The organism is Rhodococcus sp. 2H158 (assembly GCF_053764755.1).
On the sequence record NZ_JBSNCE010000023.1, the window covers coordinates 25021 to 38697 of the forward strand.

Annotated in this window: 17 protein-coding genes; 11 read left to right on the forward strand and 6 right to left on the reverse strand. The window is 71.1% G+C overall.

The features are described 5' to 3' along the window. Window positions 1-110 precede the first annotated feature (110 nt). From ACWPOB_RS21135 to ACWPOB_RS21155, 5 genes are all read left to right on the forward strand, one after another. Window positions 111-998, forward strand: coding sequence for an SPFH domain-containing protein (locus ACWPOB_RS21135; protein ID WP_455402045.1), 888 nt, complete (start codon window positions 111-113; stop codon window positions 996-998). A 15-nt stretch (window positions 999-1013) separates the two neighbouring features. After that, window positions 1014-1214 (forward strand): hypothetical protein, encoded by a 201-nt coding sequence (locus ACWPOB_RS21140; protein WP_029541885.1) that lies wholly within the window; start codon window positions 1014-1016, stop codon window positions 1212-1214. 70 nt (window positions 1215-1284) lie between these two features. Beyond that, window positions 1285-2016, forward strand: coding sequence for an enoyl-CoA hydratase (locus ACWPOB_RS21145; protein WP_100056920.1), 732 nt, complete (start codon window positions 1285-1287; stop codon window positions 2014-2016). Window positions 2017-2045: 29 nt separating this feature from the next. After that, entirely contained in the window at window positions 2046-3161 is a 1116-nt protein-coding gene (locus ACWPOB_RS21150) for an MBL fold metallo-hydrolase (RefSeq protein WP_455402001.1), read from the forward strand. A 93-nt stretch (window positions 3162-3254) separates the two neighbouring features. Next, on the forward strand, window positions 3255-4019 hold the full coding sequence (locus ACWPOB_RS21155) for a ZIP family transporter (RefSeq protein ID WP_100058262.1): 765 nt from the start codon (window positions 3255-3257) through the stop codon (window positions 4017-4019). Between the two features lie 6 nt (window positions 4020-4025). Here ACWPOB_RS21155 and ACWPOB_RS21160 read toward each other — a convergent pair whose 3' ends face one another. Both ACWPOB_RS21160 and ACWPOB_RS21165 read right to left on the reverse strand, forming a co-directional pair. Continuing rightward, window positions 4026-4370 carry a sporulation protein gene (locus ACWPOB_RS21160; RefSeq protein ID WP_100058261.1) on the reverse strand — a complete coding sequence of 115 codons (345 nt, stop codon included), beginning with the start codon at window positions 4368-4370 and terminating at the stop codon, window positions 4026-4028. Window positions 4371-4456: 86 nt separating this feature from the next. Beyond that, entirely contained in the window at window positions 4457-5344 is an 888-nt protein-coding gene (locus tag ACWPOB_RS21165) for a LysR family transcriptional regulator (RefSeq protein WP_100058260.1), read from the reverse strand. A 100-nt stretch (window positions 5345-5444) separates the two neighbouring features. Here ACWPOB_RS21165 and ACWPOB_RS21170 point away from each other — a divergent pair, with 100 nt between their 5' ends. From ACWPOB_RS21170 to ACWPOB_RS21195, 6 genes are all read left to right on the forward strand, one after another. Then, a complete protein-coding gene (locus ACWPOB_RS21170) occupies window positions 5445-5810 on the forward strand; it encodes a YybH family protein (protein ID WP_455402002.1) in 366 nt (121 codons plus the stop codon). A gap of 62 nt (window positions 5811-5872) precedes the next feature. Beyond that, complete coding sequence (locus ACWPOB_RS21175) at window positions 5873-8350, forward strand: HAD-IC family P-type ATPase (RefSeq protein WP_455402003.1); 2478 nt, start codon at window positions 5873-5875, stop codon at window positions 8348-8350. Between the two features lie 95 nt (window positions 8351-8445). Then, window positions 8446-8730, forward strand: a complete 285-nt coding sequence (locus tag ACWPOB_RS21180) for an antitoxin (RefSeq protein WP_100056965.1) — start codon at window positions 8446-8448, stop codon at window positions 8728-8730. 106 nt (window positions 8731-8836) lie between these two features. Beyond that, on the forward strand, window positions 8837-9082 hold the full coding sequence (locus ACWPOB_RS21185) for an antitoxin (protein ID WP_100056966.1): 246 nt from the start codon (window positions 8837-8839) through the stop codon (window positions 9080-9082). A gap of 86 nt (window positions 9083-9168) precedes the next feature. Further along, window positions 9169-9357 carry an antitoxin gene (locus ACWPOB_RS21190; RefSeq protein ID WP_006941081.1) on the forward strand — a complete coding sequence of 63 codons (189 nt, stop codon included), beginning with the start codon at window positions 9169-9171 and terminating at the stop codon, window positions 9355-9357. 287 nt (window positions 9358-9644) lie between these two features. After that, entirely contained in the window at window positions 9645-10313 is a 669-nt protein-coding gene (locus ACWPOB_RS21195; RefSeq protein WP_455402004.1) for a ScbR family autoregulator-binding transcription factor, read from the forward strand. Here the strand turns inward: ACWPOB_RS21195 and ACWPOB_RS21200 are convergent. The 4 genes from ACWPOB_RS21200 to ACWPOB_RS21215 form a co-directional block, all read right to left on the reverse strand. Next, on the reverse strand, window positions 10306-10968 hold the full coding sequence (locus ACWPOB_RS21200) for a TetR/AcrR family transcriptional regulator (protein WP_455402005.1): 663 nt from the start codon (window positions 10966-10968) through the stop codon (window positions 10306-10308). The two genes, ACWPOB_RS21195 and ACWPOB_RS21200, sit on opposite strands and share 8 nt — an antisense overlap. Before the next feature lie 110 nt (window positions 10969-11078). Beyond that, on the reverse strand, window positions 11079-11831 hold the full coding sequence (locus ACWPOB_RS21205; protein ID WP_455402006.1) for an enoyl-CoA hydratase/isomerase family protein: 753 nt from the start codon (window positions 11829-11831) through the stop codon (window positions 11079-11081). Between the two features lie 3 nt (window positions 11832-11834). Beyond that, on the reverse strand, window positions 11835-12497 hold the full coding sequence (locus ACWPOB_RS21210; protein WP_100056962.1) for a TetR/AcrR family transcriptional regulator: 663 nt from the start codon (window positions 12495-12497) through the stop codon (window positions 11835-11837). A gap of 31 nt (window positions 12498-12528) precedes the next feature. After that, entirely contained in the window at window positions 12529-13677 is a 1149-nt protein-coding gene (locus ACWPOB_RS21215; RefSeq protein WP_100056961.1) for an acyl-CoA dehydrogenase family protein, read from the reverse strand.

Below are 13677 nucleotides of genomic sequence, written 5' to 3' on the forward strand. Positions count from 1 at the left end.
GCGACCGCCGCGCGACCACCGGCGGAGCGGGCTCACGGCTTTCCCGCCCGACCAAAAATGTGATATCACTTTAATATCGCATTGCAATGACCGGGAAGGGAGTCACCGCCATGTCCGCCACCCCCTCCGCAACCATCGAACGGCCCGGAAGATCCGCGAGCGGCTGGTCCGTCCTCGCGATCGCGCTCGCCGTGGACGTCGTGGCAGCGGCGCTCGCCGTGTTCGGCGCGGTGAACCACAACGTCGCACTCGTCGTGGCCGGCGCGGTGCTGTTCGTCCCCGCCACCGTGGCGCTCGCCGGCCTGGTCCTCGTCGAACCCAACGAGGCCCGCGTGCTGCAGTTGCTCGGCAGCTCGTACTCGGGGACCCTCCGGCAGGACGGGCTGCGCTGGATGAACCCGCTCAACACCCGGCGCAAGATCTCCACCCGCATCCGCAACCACGAGACCGGGATCGCCAAGGTCAACGACGCCGACGGCAACCCCATCGAGATCTCCGCCGTCATCGTGTGGCAGGTCGAGGACACCGCCCGGGCCGTGTTCGACGTCGACGACTTCGAGGAGTTCGTCGCCGTGCAGACCGAGGCGGCCGTCCGCCACATCGCCGGCAGCTACCCGTACGACGCGGGCCCGGAGACGTTGTCGCTGCGGCAGAACGCCGACGAGATCACCTCGAGGCTCTCCGCGGAAGTCGACGAGCGGGTCGGATCCGCCGGCGTGCGGGTCGTCGAGTCCCGGATCAACCGGCTCGCGTACGCGCCCGAGATCGCACAGGCCATGCTGCGCCGTCAGCAGGCGGGCGCCGTCATCGCCGCGCGCGAGCAGATCGTCAAGGGCGCGGTCGGCATGGTCGGAACCGCCCTCGAACAGCTCGAGAAGGAGCACACCATCGAACTCGACGAGGAGCGCAGGGCCGCGATGGTGAGCAATCTGCTCGTGGTCCTGTGTGGTGACCAGAGCGCGCAACCGGTGCTCAACACCGGATCGCTCTACGCCTGAGGGCTCGTCGACGCCATGGCGGAACGCAAGAAGCTCCTGCTCCGGCTCGACCCGGCGGTCCACGACGCGCTCGCGCGGTGGGCCGCCGACGAGTTGCGCAGCACCAACGCACAGATCGAGTTCCTGCTCCGGCGCGCGCTGAGCGAGGCCGGACGCATGCCGCGCGACGCCGGGCGCATCCGCAAGCCCGGCCGGCCGCGCGCCGACGAGGACTGACGCGGAGCGACCTCGCGCCCGTGCGCGGCGGGTGCGATGATGCGTGCCGGCGACGAAAGGTGAAGCACACATGATGGGGATCAGCCGCGACGGCGACGTGGTCACGCTCGAACTGCGGCGCGAGGAGCGCCGCAACGCGCTCAACACCGAGCTGTGCGTCCAGGTGCGGGAGGGACTCGAGGAGGCGCTCGACGGGGGTGCGCGTGCGGTCGTGATCACCGGCCGGGGTTCGAGCTTCTGCGCCGGCGCCGACCTGTCGGGGGACGTCTACGCGGAGGGATTCCTCGACAGCCTGGGCGAGATGCTGCGTGCCATCCAGGAGGCACCCGTGCCGGTGATCGCCGCGATCAACGGCCCCGCCATCGGCGCGGGCACCCAGCTCGCTCTCGCCGCGGACCTGCGGGTCGTCGCGCCGGGTGCTCGCTTTGCGATTCCCGCGGCGCGCCTTGGTATCTCGGTGGACCGGTGGACGGTACGACGGCTGGTCTCCCTGCTCGGCGGCGGCCCGTCGCGGGCCGTGCTGCTCGCCGCCGAGCCGGTCGACGCCCACGAGGCCGTGGACCGCGGCCTGGCCAACCGGATCGGCGACCTCGTCGCCGCGCAGTCCTGGGCACACGAGATCGCCAAGCTCGCACCGTTGTCGCTGCACGCGATGAAGCTGTTCCTCAACGACGACGGCACCCGCGACGAGCCGTCGCCCGAGCAGACGGCCGCGCTGGCCGCGGCGTGGCTCAGCGAGGACGTCCAGGAGGCCCGGCTCGCCCGCGCGGAACGCCGGGATCCGGTCTTCCGCGGCCGCTGAGCGCGCCCGCGCCCCTCTACAGTGGTGGGGTGAGCGTCAAGCAGACCGCCTCGTCCGCCCTCGCCGGCGTCGGCTTGCTGTGGGTGGCGCGCGCCGCCCGCGGCGTCCCGGGCTCGATCGGCGCGACCCCGGCGGACATCCGCCCGTACGCCGCCGGCTCACCCCGGTATCGGAACGGCCGGTTCCACAACTCGGAGCCGAGCAGCACGGTGCTGCCCGAGGCCGGCGGCAGCCTCGTCAAGGACATGCTCACCCGACGGTCTTCCGGCACGCCGCGCGACGCGGTGCCGCTCGCGCCGCAGCTCGCGCCGGTGCAGGCCGCGGAACTGGCGGTCACCTGGTACGGGCACTCGAGCGTCCTCCTCGAGATCGACGGCCACCGGATCCTCGCCGACCCGGTGTGGAGCGAGCGGGTCTCGCCGTCGCCGGCCGTGGGCCCGGCCCGGCTGCACCCGTCGCCGGTCGAACTGGCGGAACTGCCGCCGATCGACGCCGTGGTGATCTCCCACGACCACTACGACCATCTGGACCGCGAGACCGTCGAGGCGCTCGCGGCCACGCAGCGCGAGGCCCGGTTCCTGGTGCCGCTCGGCGTGGGCGCGCACCTGCGCCGGTGGCGGATCCCGGACGACCGGATCGTCGAGCTGGACTGGGACCAGCACACCGAGGTGGGTGCGCTCACCGTCACGTGCACCGAGGCGCGGCACTTCTCCGGCCGCGGCCTGATCCGCAACATCACGCTGTGGTCGTCGTGGGTGATCGCGGGGCCGACGCGAACCGCGTTCTTCGGCGGCGACAGCGGCTACACGCCCCGGTTCGCCGGCATCGGGGACCGGTACGGCCCGTTCGATCTGACGTTGCTGCCGGTGGGGGCGTACGACCCGCGGTGGCCCGACGTGCACATGAACCCGGAGGAGGCGGTGCGCACCCACCTCGATCTCGGGGGCGGCGACCACCCCGGCCTGCTCGTCCCCGTGCACTGGGGCACCTTCAACCTGGCGTTCCACGCGTGGTCGGAGCCGATCGCGCGGCTCCTGCCGGCCGCTCGGGAGGAGGGGGTGCCCACGGCCGTGCCGATGCCGGGGCAGCGGGTCGACGCACTGCGGCCGGGCTCGCAGGATCCGTGGTGGGTTCCGCTCGGCTGACCACGGTCCGGTAGGGGTTTCCGGGCCGCCGCAGCGGGTATCCCGCCGTCCGTCGGGGAGCGTCGGAGGGAGGGCGGGGTCATCGTCGAATCGTTGCTCTTCGGGATCATCGCCTCGAGCGCGCTGGTGCTCGGTGCCCTGGTGGGCGGATGGGTGGAGATCCCCAAACGCGTTCTCGCGGCGATGCTGGCGTTCGCCGCCGGCGCGCTCATCACCGCCCTGTCGTTCGAGTTGTTCGAGGATTCGTACGAGAAGGGCGGCATCTGGCGCGCGGCGATCGGGCTCGCGGTCGGCGCGCTCGTGTTCACCGTGCTCAGCGCGTGGCTGGACCGGGTGGCCGAGGGCCGGCGCGAGAAGGACCACGGCAGCGAGAAACTCGACGTCGACGCGGCCGCCGAGGAAACCGCGCCGTCGTCGTCCTCGGTGAGCGGGGCGGCCGGGCTGGCGTTGCTGGCGGCGGTCACGCTCGACGGGGTGCCCGAGAACGTGGCGCTCGGTGTGTCCCTGGGGGAGGGCACCGGCGGCCTCGCCCTGCTGGTCGCGATCTTCGTGTCCAATTTCCCGGAGTCGCTCGTCGGCAGCGCCTCCATGCGCGCTCAGGGCCGGTCCCGGAGGTACATCCTCGGGGTGTGGGTCGCGTGCGCCGCGCTGCTGACCGTCGCCGTCGTCGTCGGGGCCGGGCCGCTCGCGGTGACCCCGCCGGAGACGATCTCCCTGCCGTTGGCGTTCGCGGCGGGCGCGGTGCTGGCGTCGCTGGCCGACACGCTCATGCCGGAGGCCTACGAGAAGGGCGGTCCCACGGTCGCGCTGAGCACCGCCGCGGGATTCGTGCTGTCGTTCGTCCTCGCGACGCTGTGAGCGGTGTCAGCGCGTCGCGGCGGCACGCTTGCGTTCGACGAGTGCCCGTGTGACGAGGAAGGCGATCGCCACACTCGCGACGGTGCGCACCATGCGGTTGACGTCCACCGCCGGCTGCCACGACAGCTTGCCGCCGCTGATGACGTACGCGCCCACCGGGCGAGCCCCGACGCCGAAGCCGCCGCCCTCGCCGTTCTCCCCGTCGGGCGAGTACCCCCCGCCTCCGCCGGCACCGCCGGAGACCACGGCCGCGGTGATGACCGTCAGGCCGTCCCTTTCGACGGGCTCCGAGTACACGCGCTTGACCGTGACCGTGTCGCGCGCCTTGGCCATCAGGTCCTCGAGATTCATGTCCGCCCCCTGTTCGTCGTGGCTCCGGCCGGTCGACCGGCCGCGTCCCCCATTCTCGGCCGCGGCCCGCCCGCCCGGGAAGTGTCCTAGGTCCCTGCGACGGCGAAGGCGCGACGGCTGTGCCGGACGAGTTCGCGCAGAGCCGGAGCGTCCGTATCGGACCAGATCAGCGACAGCACCGCGGGCGCGGGGGCGTCGTCCACGGTGAGCCCGCACAACCGGCCCTCGAACTGCGCGGTCATCGAGCGGCTGAGGATCGCCACGCCCAGCCCGCGGAGGGCGAGGTCGGCGACGGTGTCCGGGGAACTGGCCTGCAGGGCGATGTCGGGGCGCAGGCCGGCAGCGGCACACGCCCGGTCGAACACGGTCCGGATCCCGGTGCCCGCGGGCATGGACACGACGGGGTGCGCGCACACGTCCGCGAGCGTGAGGCGGGCGCGTCCGGTCAGCGGGTGGCCGGGCGGCACGGCCGCGACGATCGGTTCGCTGACGAGGGTGAGCGCCTCGAGTCCCGGAGGCGGGGTGCCGGCGGAGCCGACGAGGGCGAGGTCCACGGTGGCGCAGCGGACCCGCTCGACGAGCCGGTCGGAGGCATCCTCGACGAGGGTGATCTCGACCCCCGGGTGCGCGCGGTGGAACGCGGCGAGGGCATCGAACAGCCCGGTGACGGTGCAGGCGGTGACCATGCCGACCACCAGCCGTCCGCGGATCAGTGCCGTCACCTCCTCGACCGCCTGCCGGGCGGCCGCGGCGGACGCCAGTGCGGCCCGGGCGTGCGGCAGTGCCGCCTCCCCGGCCGTGGTCAGGGTGGCGGTGCGGGTGGAGCGGTCGAACAGGGCGGCGCCGAGGTCGTGCTCGAGCCGGCGGACCTGGGCGCTGATCCCGGACTGGCTGATGTGGACGCGGTGGGCGGCCCGGGTGAAGTTCGCCTCCTCGGCCACCGCGACGAAGTACTCGAGCTGCCGCAGTTCCATAACTTCGGATTCTAGTTTCGATCAGAACAATCTGTTGGACTTCTGGCTCTGCGGGCCGGAGGCTGGAGGTGTCCCGCTTCCGTTCCTAGAGAGGATCACCGTGTCCGACGCTGAGAAGGCTTGGCAGCCCGAGGATCTCACCCGCCTGTTCGTCGAGCGCTCCAACGCCGGCGACGCGGCGGGCGTCGCCGCACTGTACGAGGAGGACGCCGTGATGGCCTACCCGCCGGGCGGTCGCACGGTGGGCCGCGAGGCCATCCGCCGCTTGTGGGAGCAGGTGCTGGAACACGCCGCCCGCTTCGAACCCGAGCCGCCGCTGCCGACACTGATCAGCGGCGACCTCGCGCTGACCGCCACCCCGCCGAAGGACGGCGCCGGCGCCCGGGCCCAGGTGGCCCGCCGCCAGCCCGACGGCAGCTGGCTGCGCGTGCTCGACCAGCCCGAGTTCGTCCGCCCGGACAGCTGAGCCGGCGCGAGGCGCGTCACGGCCCGGCGGCGGACCGCAGCGGGTGGCTTAGCCTGATTCCCATGGCAGCAGAGGAGCCCACCGCCGTCGCCGACCAGGCGGCCGCACCCCCGACCGACGCGCGGCACATCGAGCTGGGCCTGACCACCGAGCAGGTCGCCGAACGCGTGGCCCGGGGCGCCACCAACGACGTGCCGGACCGGGCGTCGCGGTCGGTCGGCGAGATCGTCCGCGCCAACGTCTTCACCCGCATCAACGCGATCCTCGCCGTCCTGCTGGCCATCGTCCTGGCCACCGGCTCGATCATCGACGGCATGTTCGGCCTGCTGATCATCCTCAACAGCGCCGTCGGCATCGTGCAGGAGGTCCGCGCCAAGTGGACCCTCGACAGGCTCGCGATCGTCAGCCAGGCCAAGCCTCTCGTCCGCCGTGACGGGGTGGTGGCCGAGCTCCCGCCGCGCGAGGTGGTGCTCGACGACATCATCGAACTCGGCCCCGGCGACCAGGCGGTGGTCGACGGGTTCGTCGTCGAGGCCGAGGGGCTCGAACTCGACGAGTCGCTGCTCACCGGCGAGGCCGATCCTGTGCACAAGGAGCTCGGCGCACACGTCCTCTCGGGCAGCTTCGTCGCGGCGGGCAGCGGCGCCTACCGGGCCACGAAGGTCGGCCGCGACGCGTACGCGGCCCGGCTCGCCGAGGAAGCCAGCAAGTTCACGCTCGTGCACTCGGAACTGCGCGCCGGTATCGACAAGATCCTGAAATTCATCACCTACCTGATGATCCCGGCGGGCCTGCTCATCATCTACAACCAGCTGTTCTCGAGCGGCCAGGCGCTCGGCCCGGCGCTCAGCGGCATGGTCGCCGCGCTCGTTCCGATGGTCCCCGAGGGCCTGGTGCTGATGACGTCGATCGCGTTCGCGGTGGGCGTGATCCGTCTCGGTCGCCGGCAGTGCCTCGTGCAGGAACTGCCGGCCATCGAGGGCCTCGCCCGCGTCGACGTGGTCTGTGCCGACAAGACCGGCACGCTCACCGAGAACGGCATGCGCCTGGCGGACGTCGTGTGCGTCGACGGCAGCGACGAGACGGCCGCCCATGCCGCGCTCGCGGCGATGGCCGCGGACGACCCGCGTCCCAACGCCAGCGTCCTCGCCGTCCGCGAGGCGATGCCGGACGATCCCGGCTGGGGAGAGGCCACCGCCGTCGCCCCGTTCTCGTCGGCGAAGAAGTGGAGCGGCCAGTCGTACGGCGACCACGGCGACTGGGTGCTCGGCGCCCCGGACGTGCTGCTCGATCCCGGCTCGGCGGCGGCCCGGCGGGCCGAGGCGCTCGGGGCGCAGGGGCTGCGGGTGCTGCTGCTCGGCCGGTGCGACCGCCCCGTCGACGACCCGCAGGCCCCCGGCACGGTCACCGCCCAGGCCCTCGTGGTGCTCGAGCAGCGGGTCCGGCCCGACGCCAAGCCGACCCTCGAGTACTTCGCGAGCCAGCAGGTCGAGGTCAAGGTCATCTCCGGCGACAACGCCGTGTCGGTCGGCGCGGTCGCGACGTCGCTCGGCCTGCCGCACGCCGATCACCCCGTCGATGCGCGCACCCTGCCGGAGGACCGCGACCGGCTCGCCGACACCCTCGACTCGGCCACCACCTTCGGTCGCGTGCGGCCCGACCAGAAGCGGGCGATGGTCGGAGCACTGCAGTCGCGCGGGCACACCGTCGCCATGACCGGCGACGGGGTCAACGACGTGCTGGCGCTCAAGGACGCCGACATCGGAGTCGCGATGGGCTCCGGCAGCCCGGCTACCCGTGCGGTCGCGCAGATCGTGTTGCTGGACAACAGGTTCGCCACCCTGCCCTACGTCGTCGCCGAGGGCCGGCGGGTGATCGGCAACATCGAGCGGGTCTCGAACCTGTTCCTCACCAAGACCGTGTACTCCGTGCTGCTGGCGTTCCTCGTGGGGCTGTCGGGCGCGTTGTCCCAGGTGTTCGGCTACGAGCCGATGCCGTATCCGTTCCTGCCGCGGCACGTGACGATCGCGGCGTGGTTCACCATCGGAGTCCCCGCGTTCATCCTGTCGCTCGCCCCCAACAACGAGCGGGCCCGCTCCGGTTTCGTGTCGCGGGTGATGCGCCTGGCGATCCCGTCGGGGGTGATCATCGGGATCAGCACGTTCGTCTGCTACGTCCTGGTGTACGCCGGGCCCGAGCAGACCGAGGCGCAGAAGATGCAGGCCGGCACCGCGGCGCTGATCACCTTGATCATGATCGCGCTGTGGGTGCTCGCCGTGGTGGCGCGGCCGTACGTGATGTGGAAACTGGTGCTGCTGGCCGGTTCGGTGCTCGGATACGTGGTCCTGTTCGCCTTCCCCTTCGCCCGCGAGTTCTTCGCCCTCGACATCTCCAACGTCGGCGCAATGGTCACGGCGTTCACGTGCGGGGCGATCGGCGTGGTCCTCGTGGAGGTCTCGTGGTGGGTGACCGGGCGGGTCCACGGTGAGCACCGCCGGCTGTTCGCCGCCAGTGAGGACCTGTTGCCGGGCGTGCACTGACGGGGACGATGCCACTGCCCCGGCCGCGGCAGGTTTGGGAACCGGCCCGCGGTGGCACGCTGAGGCATCGATCCCTCGAACGGAAGGAGCGGCAAATGGGTTTGAAGGATTCGATCAAGGGCCTCGTCGACAAGGGCAGGGCGTACGCGGAGAAGAACCCCGACAAGGCCGGCCGGTTCGTCGACAAGGCGGGCGACGCCGCCGATGCCCGGACGGGCGGCAAGTACGCCCAGCACGTGGACAAGGTGCAGGACGCCGCGAAGAAGCATCTCGGTACCGCGGGTAATCCCGTCCCCGGTACGCCTCCGGGTCCCCCGGGACAGCCCGGTCCGGATGCAGATCCCGGTCCGCAGGCGCCGCCGGGCCCGCGCAGCCCGTAGCAGTGCAGGTCTTCGGCGGGAGGTCCCGACAGGGATCTCCCGCTCTGCGTCCACCGGTGGCACGCTGGTGACGATCCGACCATTGCACAGAGAAGGGATGGACCCGATGCGATTCATGGATTCGGTCAAGGGCCTGGTCGACAAGGGCAAGGACTATGCCCGGAAGAACCCGGACACGGTGAATAACGCCATCGACAAGGCCGGCGATCTCGCCCGGACGAAGGGGCCCCGAAAGTACTCCCGGCACGTCGGCAAGGCGCAGGAAGCGGTGAAGAAGACCCTCGGCACCGAAGGTCGCGGACCGGGCCCGGCTGCCGGACCCGGCCCGGCTCCCGGACCCGACGCCCGATAGCGCGGCGTCGGACACGGCTCCACGTCCGGTCGTGACCTGCTGTGGCAGGCTGGGCCCGCTCGATCATTCGGACGAAAGGACGCGACGTGGGTTTCATGGATTCGGTCAAGGGGCTGGTCGACAAGGGCAAGGAGTTCGCGGCGCAGAACCCCGACAAGGTCGACGAGGCGATCGAGAAGGCCGGTGATCTCGCGGACCGCAAGACCGGCGGGAAGTACGCCGAGCAGGTCGACAAGGCGCAGGACGCGGCGAAGAAGGCCCTCGGCGCCGGATAGACCGGGTCCGCCGATCGGACCGCGCTGCCGAGGCGGACCGCGCTGCCGAGGCGGACCGCGCTGCCGAGGCGGACCGCGGCGGGCACGCCGGTGCCGTCCACCCTTCCTTGAACGGTCGATCGGTCTTGTTAAGGTGGCTGGTGCCTTCCGCCGGGATCGACGCGGATCCCGGCGGACCGCCCAGGGGAGTCGGCGGTATGTCGGTCGGGGGTTGTCGAGGGGATGTATGTCGGATGCCTCGGGCCGAGGTGTCTCGTCGGAATCCGCCTCGCGAGAAAGGTGAGTGAGTGGCCAAGCAAGCCCGCGCCGCAGTGACCCGGCAGCAGATCGTGCGCGCCGCCGCCGCGATGTTCGACGAACGAGGGTTCCACGGCGCCAGCTTCGCCGACATTCTCCGCGACACGGGACTGTCCAAGGGGGCGGTGTACTTCCATTTCGCGTCGAAGATCGACCTCGCCGGCGCCATCGTCGCCGAGCAGCACCGCCGCTCGATCGCGCTCGTCGACGCGATCGCCGGCACCGAGGTGTCGACCCTCGAACAGATCGTGATGCTGTGCCACGGCATCGGCCGGCAGATGATCGAGGATCCCGTCGTGCGCGCCGGGATCCGGCTCACCCTCGAACTCGGCAGTCTCGACAAGCCCGCCGGGCCGTACCTGGACTGGATCACGGCCTGCGAGGCGTTCGGCCGTCGTGCCGTCGAGGAAGGCGACCTAGATGCCCACCTCGATCCGTCGATGCTGGCGCACTTCGTGATCTCCGCGTTCACGGGCGTGCAGCTCCTGTCCGACGTCCTCGCCGGGCGCGTCGACCTCGAGGAGCGGATCGACCAGATGTGGACGCTGCTGCTGCCCGGCATCATGCCGACCTCCCGCCACCACGCGATCGAGACGGTCCGCGGGGCGCGCTGGTCGCTACCTCTCGGCGGTGACCTGCTTCCCGTGTCGGCTACGTGAGCAACTGCGCGTAGTCGTCGCGGCGCTCGGCCGGGAGGAGCGTGTTCAGCACGAAGCGGGTCTGGAGCCGGATGTACTCGTCGAGCGTGTAGATCGCCCCGAAGTGCCAGTGCTTGAGCGCCCAACCGTGCGCCAGCAGCATGATGTCGAAGACCATCAGGTCGACGTCGACCGGGTTCATCACACCCGCCTCGATCCCCGCGTCGAGCGCGGCACGCAGCGGCGCCGACGACTCCACCTCGAGCTCCTTGATCCGGGCGCGGCCGGCGGCGTCGAGGGTGCGGCTCTCCCGGTAGGTGAGCACCGTGGCGTGAAGGTTCTCGTCCACGATCTCGATGTAGCGCCGCATCCCGGCGACGAGCCGCTCGACGGGGTCGTCGCCGACGGCGTCCATGGCCGGTTCGAGCTGGTCGCGGAAGGCGTCGAGGATCGCGAGGATGGTCGCGAGGAGGACGTCCTCCTTGCCACCGAAGTACTTGTAGATCAGCCCCACGCTCACCCCGGCCTCGTCGGCCAGCGCCTGCATGGACATCTGGTGGAACCCGGTCCGCTGCATGACCGTCACCGCGGCGTCGAGCACCTGTTTGCGGCGGGAGCTGGTGCGCACGGCTCGCACGGCCTCGTCCACGGGTAGCGCGTCGTGGTCGGTGGTCATGGTGGTGCTCCTCGTCGCCGCTGGGTCGGATCCACAGTACCGAGTGATCCGGGCGGGTCGTCCGGCGCAGCCCCGGGCGGCGGACATCCCGCGACGGTCCGCACGTCGGGCTACCGGGCGCGCGCGACGAATCCTTCCAGCAAACGGACGGTGTCCGGCGTCTCGATCAACCGGCTGATCTCGTCGAGCTCTCGGGCGAACCCCTCATCGCCCCGAGCTGCGACGATGCAGCGTTTGGCGGCCGCGTAGGCGGCCGGCGGCAGCTGCGCGAGTCGATCGGCCAAGGCTCGGGCCTCGGTCTCGACGTCGGCGTCGGTGGCCCACTGCACGATTCCGAGCCGCTCGGCCTCACGGCCGGTGACCAGTTCGGCGCCGAGAACGAGCCGGTGCGCCACCGACGGACCGGCCAGCCGGGTGAGCCGTTGCGTGCCCCCCGCGCCGGGGAGGAGCCCGATTCCCACCTCGGGAAGCCCGAGCTTCACCGAGGCGCCCGCGACGCGGAAGTCGCACGCGAGGGCCAGCTCGAGGCCGCCTCCCGTGGCAGCACCGGCGAGGGCGGCCACCGAGGGCTTCGGCAGCGCCTCGATGCGGGCGAACACGTCCTGGAGCCGTGCGGTGAAGCGGCGCAGGCGTGCACCCCGATCGGGCTTCGTGCTCCAGGACTCCATCATCGCGATGTCCGCGCCCCCGCAGAAGATCCGCCGGGCACTGCGGATCAGGACGGCCCGTACCGCAGGGTCGTCACCCAGCGCCGTGACGGCCTCGGCCAGGGCCTCCGTCTGCGCCTCGTCGAAGGCGTTGGCGGGGGGACGGTCGAGGGTGATGATCCCGACGCGGTCTACGCGGACGGTGACGACGCTCATGGGTTACTCCAGCAGGTGTCGGTAGCGGGTTCGGTGTTCTTGTGGCAGAACGGTGTTGAGCACGAACCGGGTCTGCAGCCGGATGTAGTCGTCGAGGCTGTAGAGCCGGCCGAAATGCCAGTACTTGAGCGCCCAGCCGTGGGCGAGCAGCACCAGGTCGAAGACCATCAGGTCGACGTCGACCGGGTTCATGATGCCGGCGTCGATGCCCTCGGTCAGCACCGCACGCAGCGGGGCGGAGGTGGCGATCTCGAGCCGCTTGAGCATCTCCCGCCCGGCCGGGTCGAGCGTGCGGCTCTCGCGGTAGGTCAGGGCCACCCCGTCGAGGTTCTCGTCGACGATCTCGACGAACCGGCCGATCCCCGCGGCCAGGCGCTCCACGGGGTCCGTGCCGGCCGCCGCCATCGCCGGCTCGAGCTGATCCCGGAACGCGTCCAGGATGGCGGTGATGGTGGCGAGAAGGATCTCCTCCTTGTTGCCGAAGTACTTGTAGAGCAGGCCCACGCTGACGTTCGCCTCGTCGGCCAGCGCCTGCATGGACATCTGATGGAACCCCGTGCGCTGCATCACCTTCGCAGCAGCGATCAGGATCTGCCTACGCCGGGAGTTCGCACGGACCGCGCGCACGGCCTCGTCGATCGGCAGCTCGCTCGGATCGGCCGACATGGGCGTCCTCCTCGTCGTTCGGGACAGTCGCTCAGATCCCGAGATCTTTGGCGACGATCGTCTTCATGATCTCGGTGGTGCCGCCGTAGATGGTCTGGATGCGGGCGTCGACGAACGCGCGTGCCACCGCGTACTCGCGCATGTACCCGTAGCCGCCGTGCAACTGCAGGCACCGGTCCGCGACCCGCACCTGCAGTTCGGTGGCCCACCACTTCAGCCGCGCCGCGCGGGCGGCAGTGAGCTCGCCGGCAACGTGCTCGGCTATGCAGTCGTCGAGGAACGTGCGGGCCAGATCCAGCTCGGTGGCCAGTTCGGCCAGCACGAACTGGGTGTTCTGGAAGCTCGAGACCGGCTTGCCGAATGCCTTGCGCTCCCTGACGTAGGTGAGGGTCTCGGCGAACACGCCCTCCGCCGCGGCGACCGCGCCGATCGCGAGCGACAACCGTTCCTGCGGCAGGTTGTGCACGAGCTGGTAGAAGCCCTGTCCCTCCTCGCCGAGCCGATTCGCGACCGGGACCCGCATGTCCGTGAAGGCCAGCTCGCTGGTGTCCTGCGCGTGCAGGCCGATCTTCTCCAGATTGCGCCCGCGGGAGAAGCCGGTGGTGTCGGCCTCGACGACGAGCAGGGTCAGGCCCTTGTGCGGGTCGTCGGAGGTGCGGGCGGCGACGACGAACAGGTCGCCGTTCTGCCCGTTGGAGATGAACGTCTTGGCGCCGTTGACCACGTAGTGGTCGCCGTCGCGCACCGCCGAGGTGCGGATGCCGGTCAGGTCGCTGCCGGTGCCTGGTTCGGTCATCGCGATGCCGAGGACGGTCTCGCCGGTGACGGCGCCGGGCAGCCAGCGGGCCTTCTGCTCGTCGGTGGTCATGTCGGTCAGGTACGGCAGCACGACGTCGTTCTGCAGCGAGAACGCGATGCCGGCGGCCGCGTTGCCCGCCCGGTTGACCTCCTCGATCAGGATGGCGTTGTAGCGGAAGTCGTCGACGCCGGGACCGCCGTACTCCTCCGGGACCGGGAAGCCGAGCAGGCCCAGCTTGCCGGCCTCGGTGAACAGGGACCGGTCGAGGCAGCTCGCCCGTTCCCAGTCCTCGTGCACCGGGGTGATCTTGTCCCGGACGAAGTCACGGACGACCTCGCGGAACTGCAGGTGCTCGGAGTCGTGGATCAATCGTGCGTTCAT

Bases quoted from the DNA above. Each gene is read 5' to 3' on its own strand.
- ACWPOB_RS21210 (WP_100056962.1), bottom strand. From the start codon at position 12,497: ATGTCGGCCGATCCGAGCGAGCTGCCGATCGACGAGGCCGTGCGCGCG.
- ACWPOB_RS21140 (WP_029541885.1), top strand. From the start codon at position 1,014: ATGGCGGAACGCAAGAAGCTCCTGCTCCGGCTCGACCCGGCGGTCCAC.
- ACWPOB_RS21160 (WP_100058261.1), bottom strand. From the start codon at position 4,370: ATGAATCTCGAGGACCTGATGGCCAAGGCGCGCGACACGGTCACGGTC.
- ACWPOB_RS21135 (WP_455402045.1), top strand. From the start codon at position 111: ATGTCCGCCACCCCCTCCGCAACCATCGAACGGCCCGGAAGATCCGCG.
- ACWPOB_RS21200 (WP_455402005.1), bottom strand. From the start codon at position 10,968: ATGACCACCGACCACGACGCGCTACCCGTGGACGAGGCCGTGCGAGCC.
- ACWPOB_RS21175 (WP_455402003.1), top strand. From the start codon at position 5,873: ATGGCAGCAGAGGAGCCCACCGCCGTCGCCGACCAGGCGGCCGCACCC.
- ACWPOB_RS21180 (WP_100056965.1), top strand. From the start codon at position 8,446: ATGGGTTTGAAGGATTCGATCAAGGGCCTCGTCGACAAGGGCAGGGCG.
- ACWPOB_RS21185 (WP_100056966.1), top strand. From the start codon at position 8,837: ATGCGATTCATGGATTCGGTCAAGGGCCTGGTCGACAAGGGCAAGGAC.
- ACWPOB_RS21165 (WP_100058260.1), bottom strand. From the start codon at position 5,344: ATGGAACTGCGGCAGCTCGAGTACTTCGTCGCGGTGGCCGAGGAGGCG.
- ACWPOB_RS21205 (WP_455402006.1), bottom strand. From the start codon at position 11,831: ATGAGCGTCGTCACCGTCCGCGTAGACCGCGTCGGGATCATCACCCTC.
- ACWPOB_RS21215 (WP_100056961.1), bottom strand. From the start codon at position 13,677: ATGAACGCACGATTGATCCACGACTCCGAGCACCTGCAGTTCCGCGAG.
- ACWPOB_RS21145 (WP_100056920.1), top strand. From the start codon at position 1,285: ATGATGGGGATCAGCCGCGACGGCGACGTGGTCACGCTCGAACTGCGG.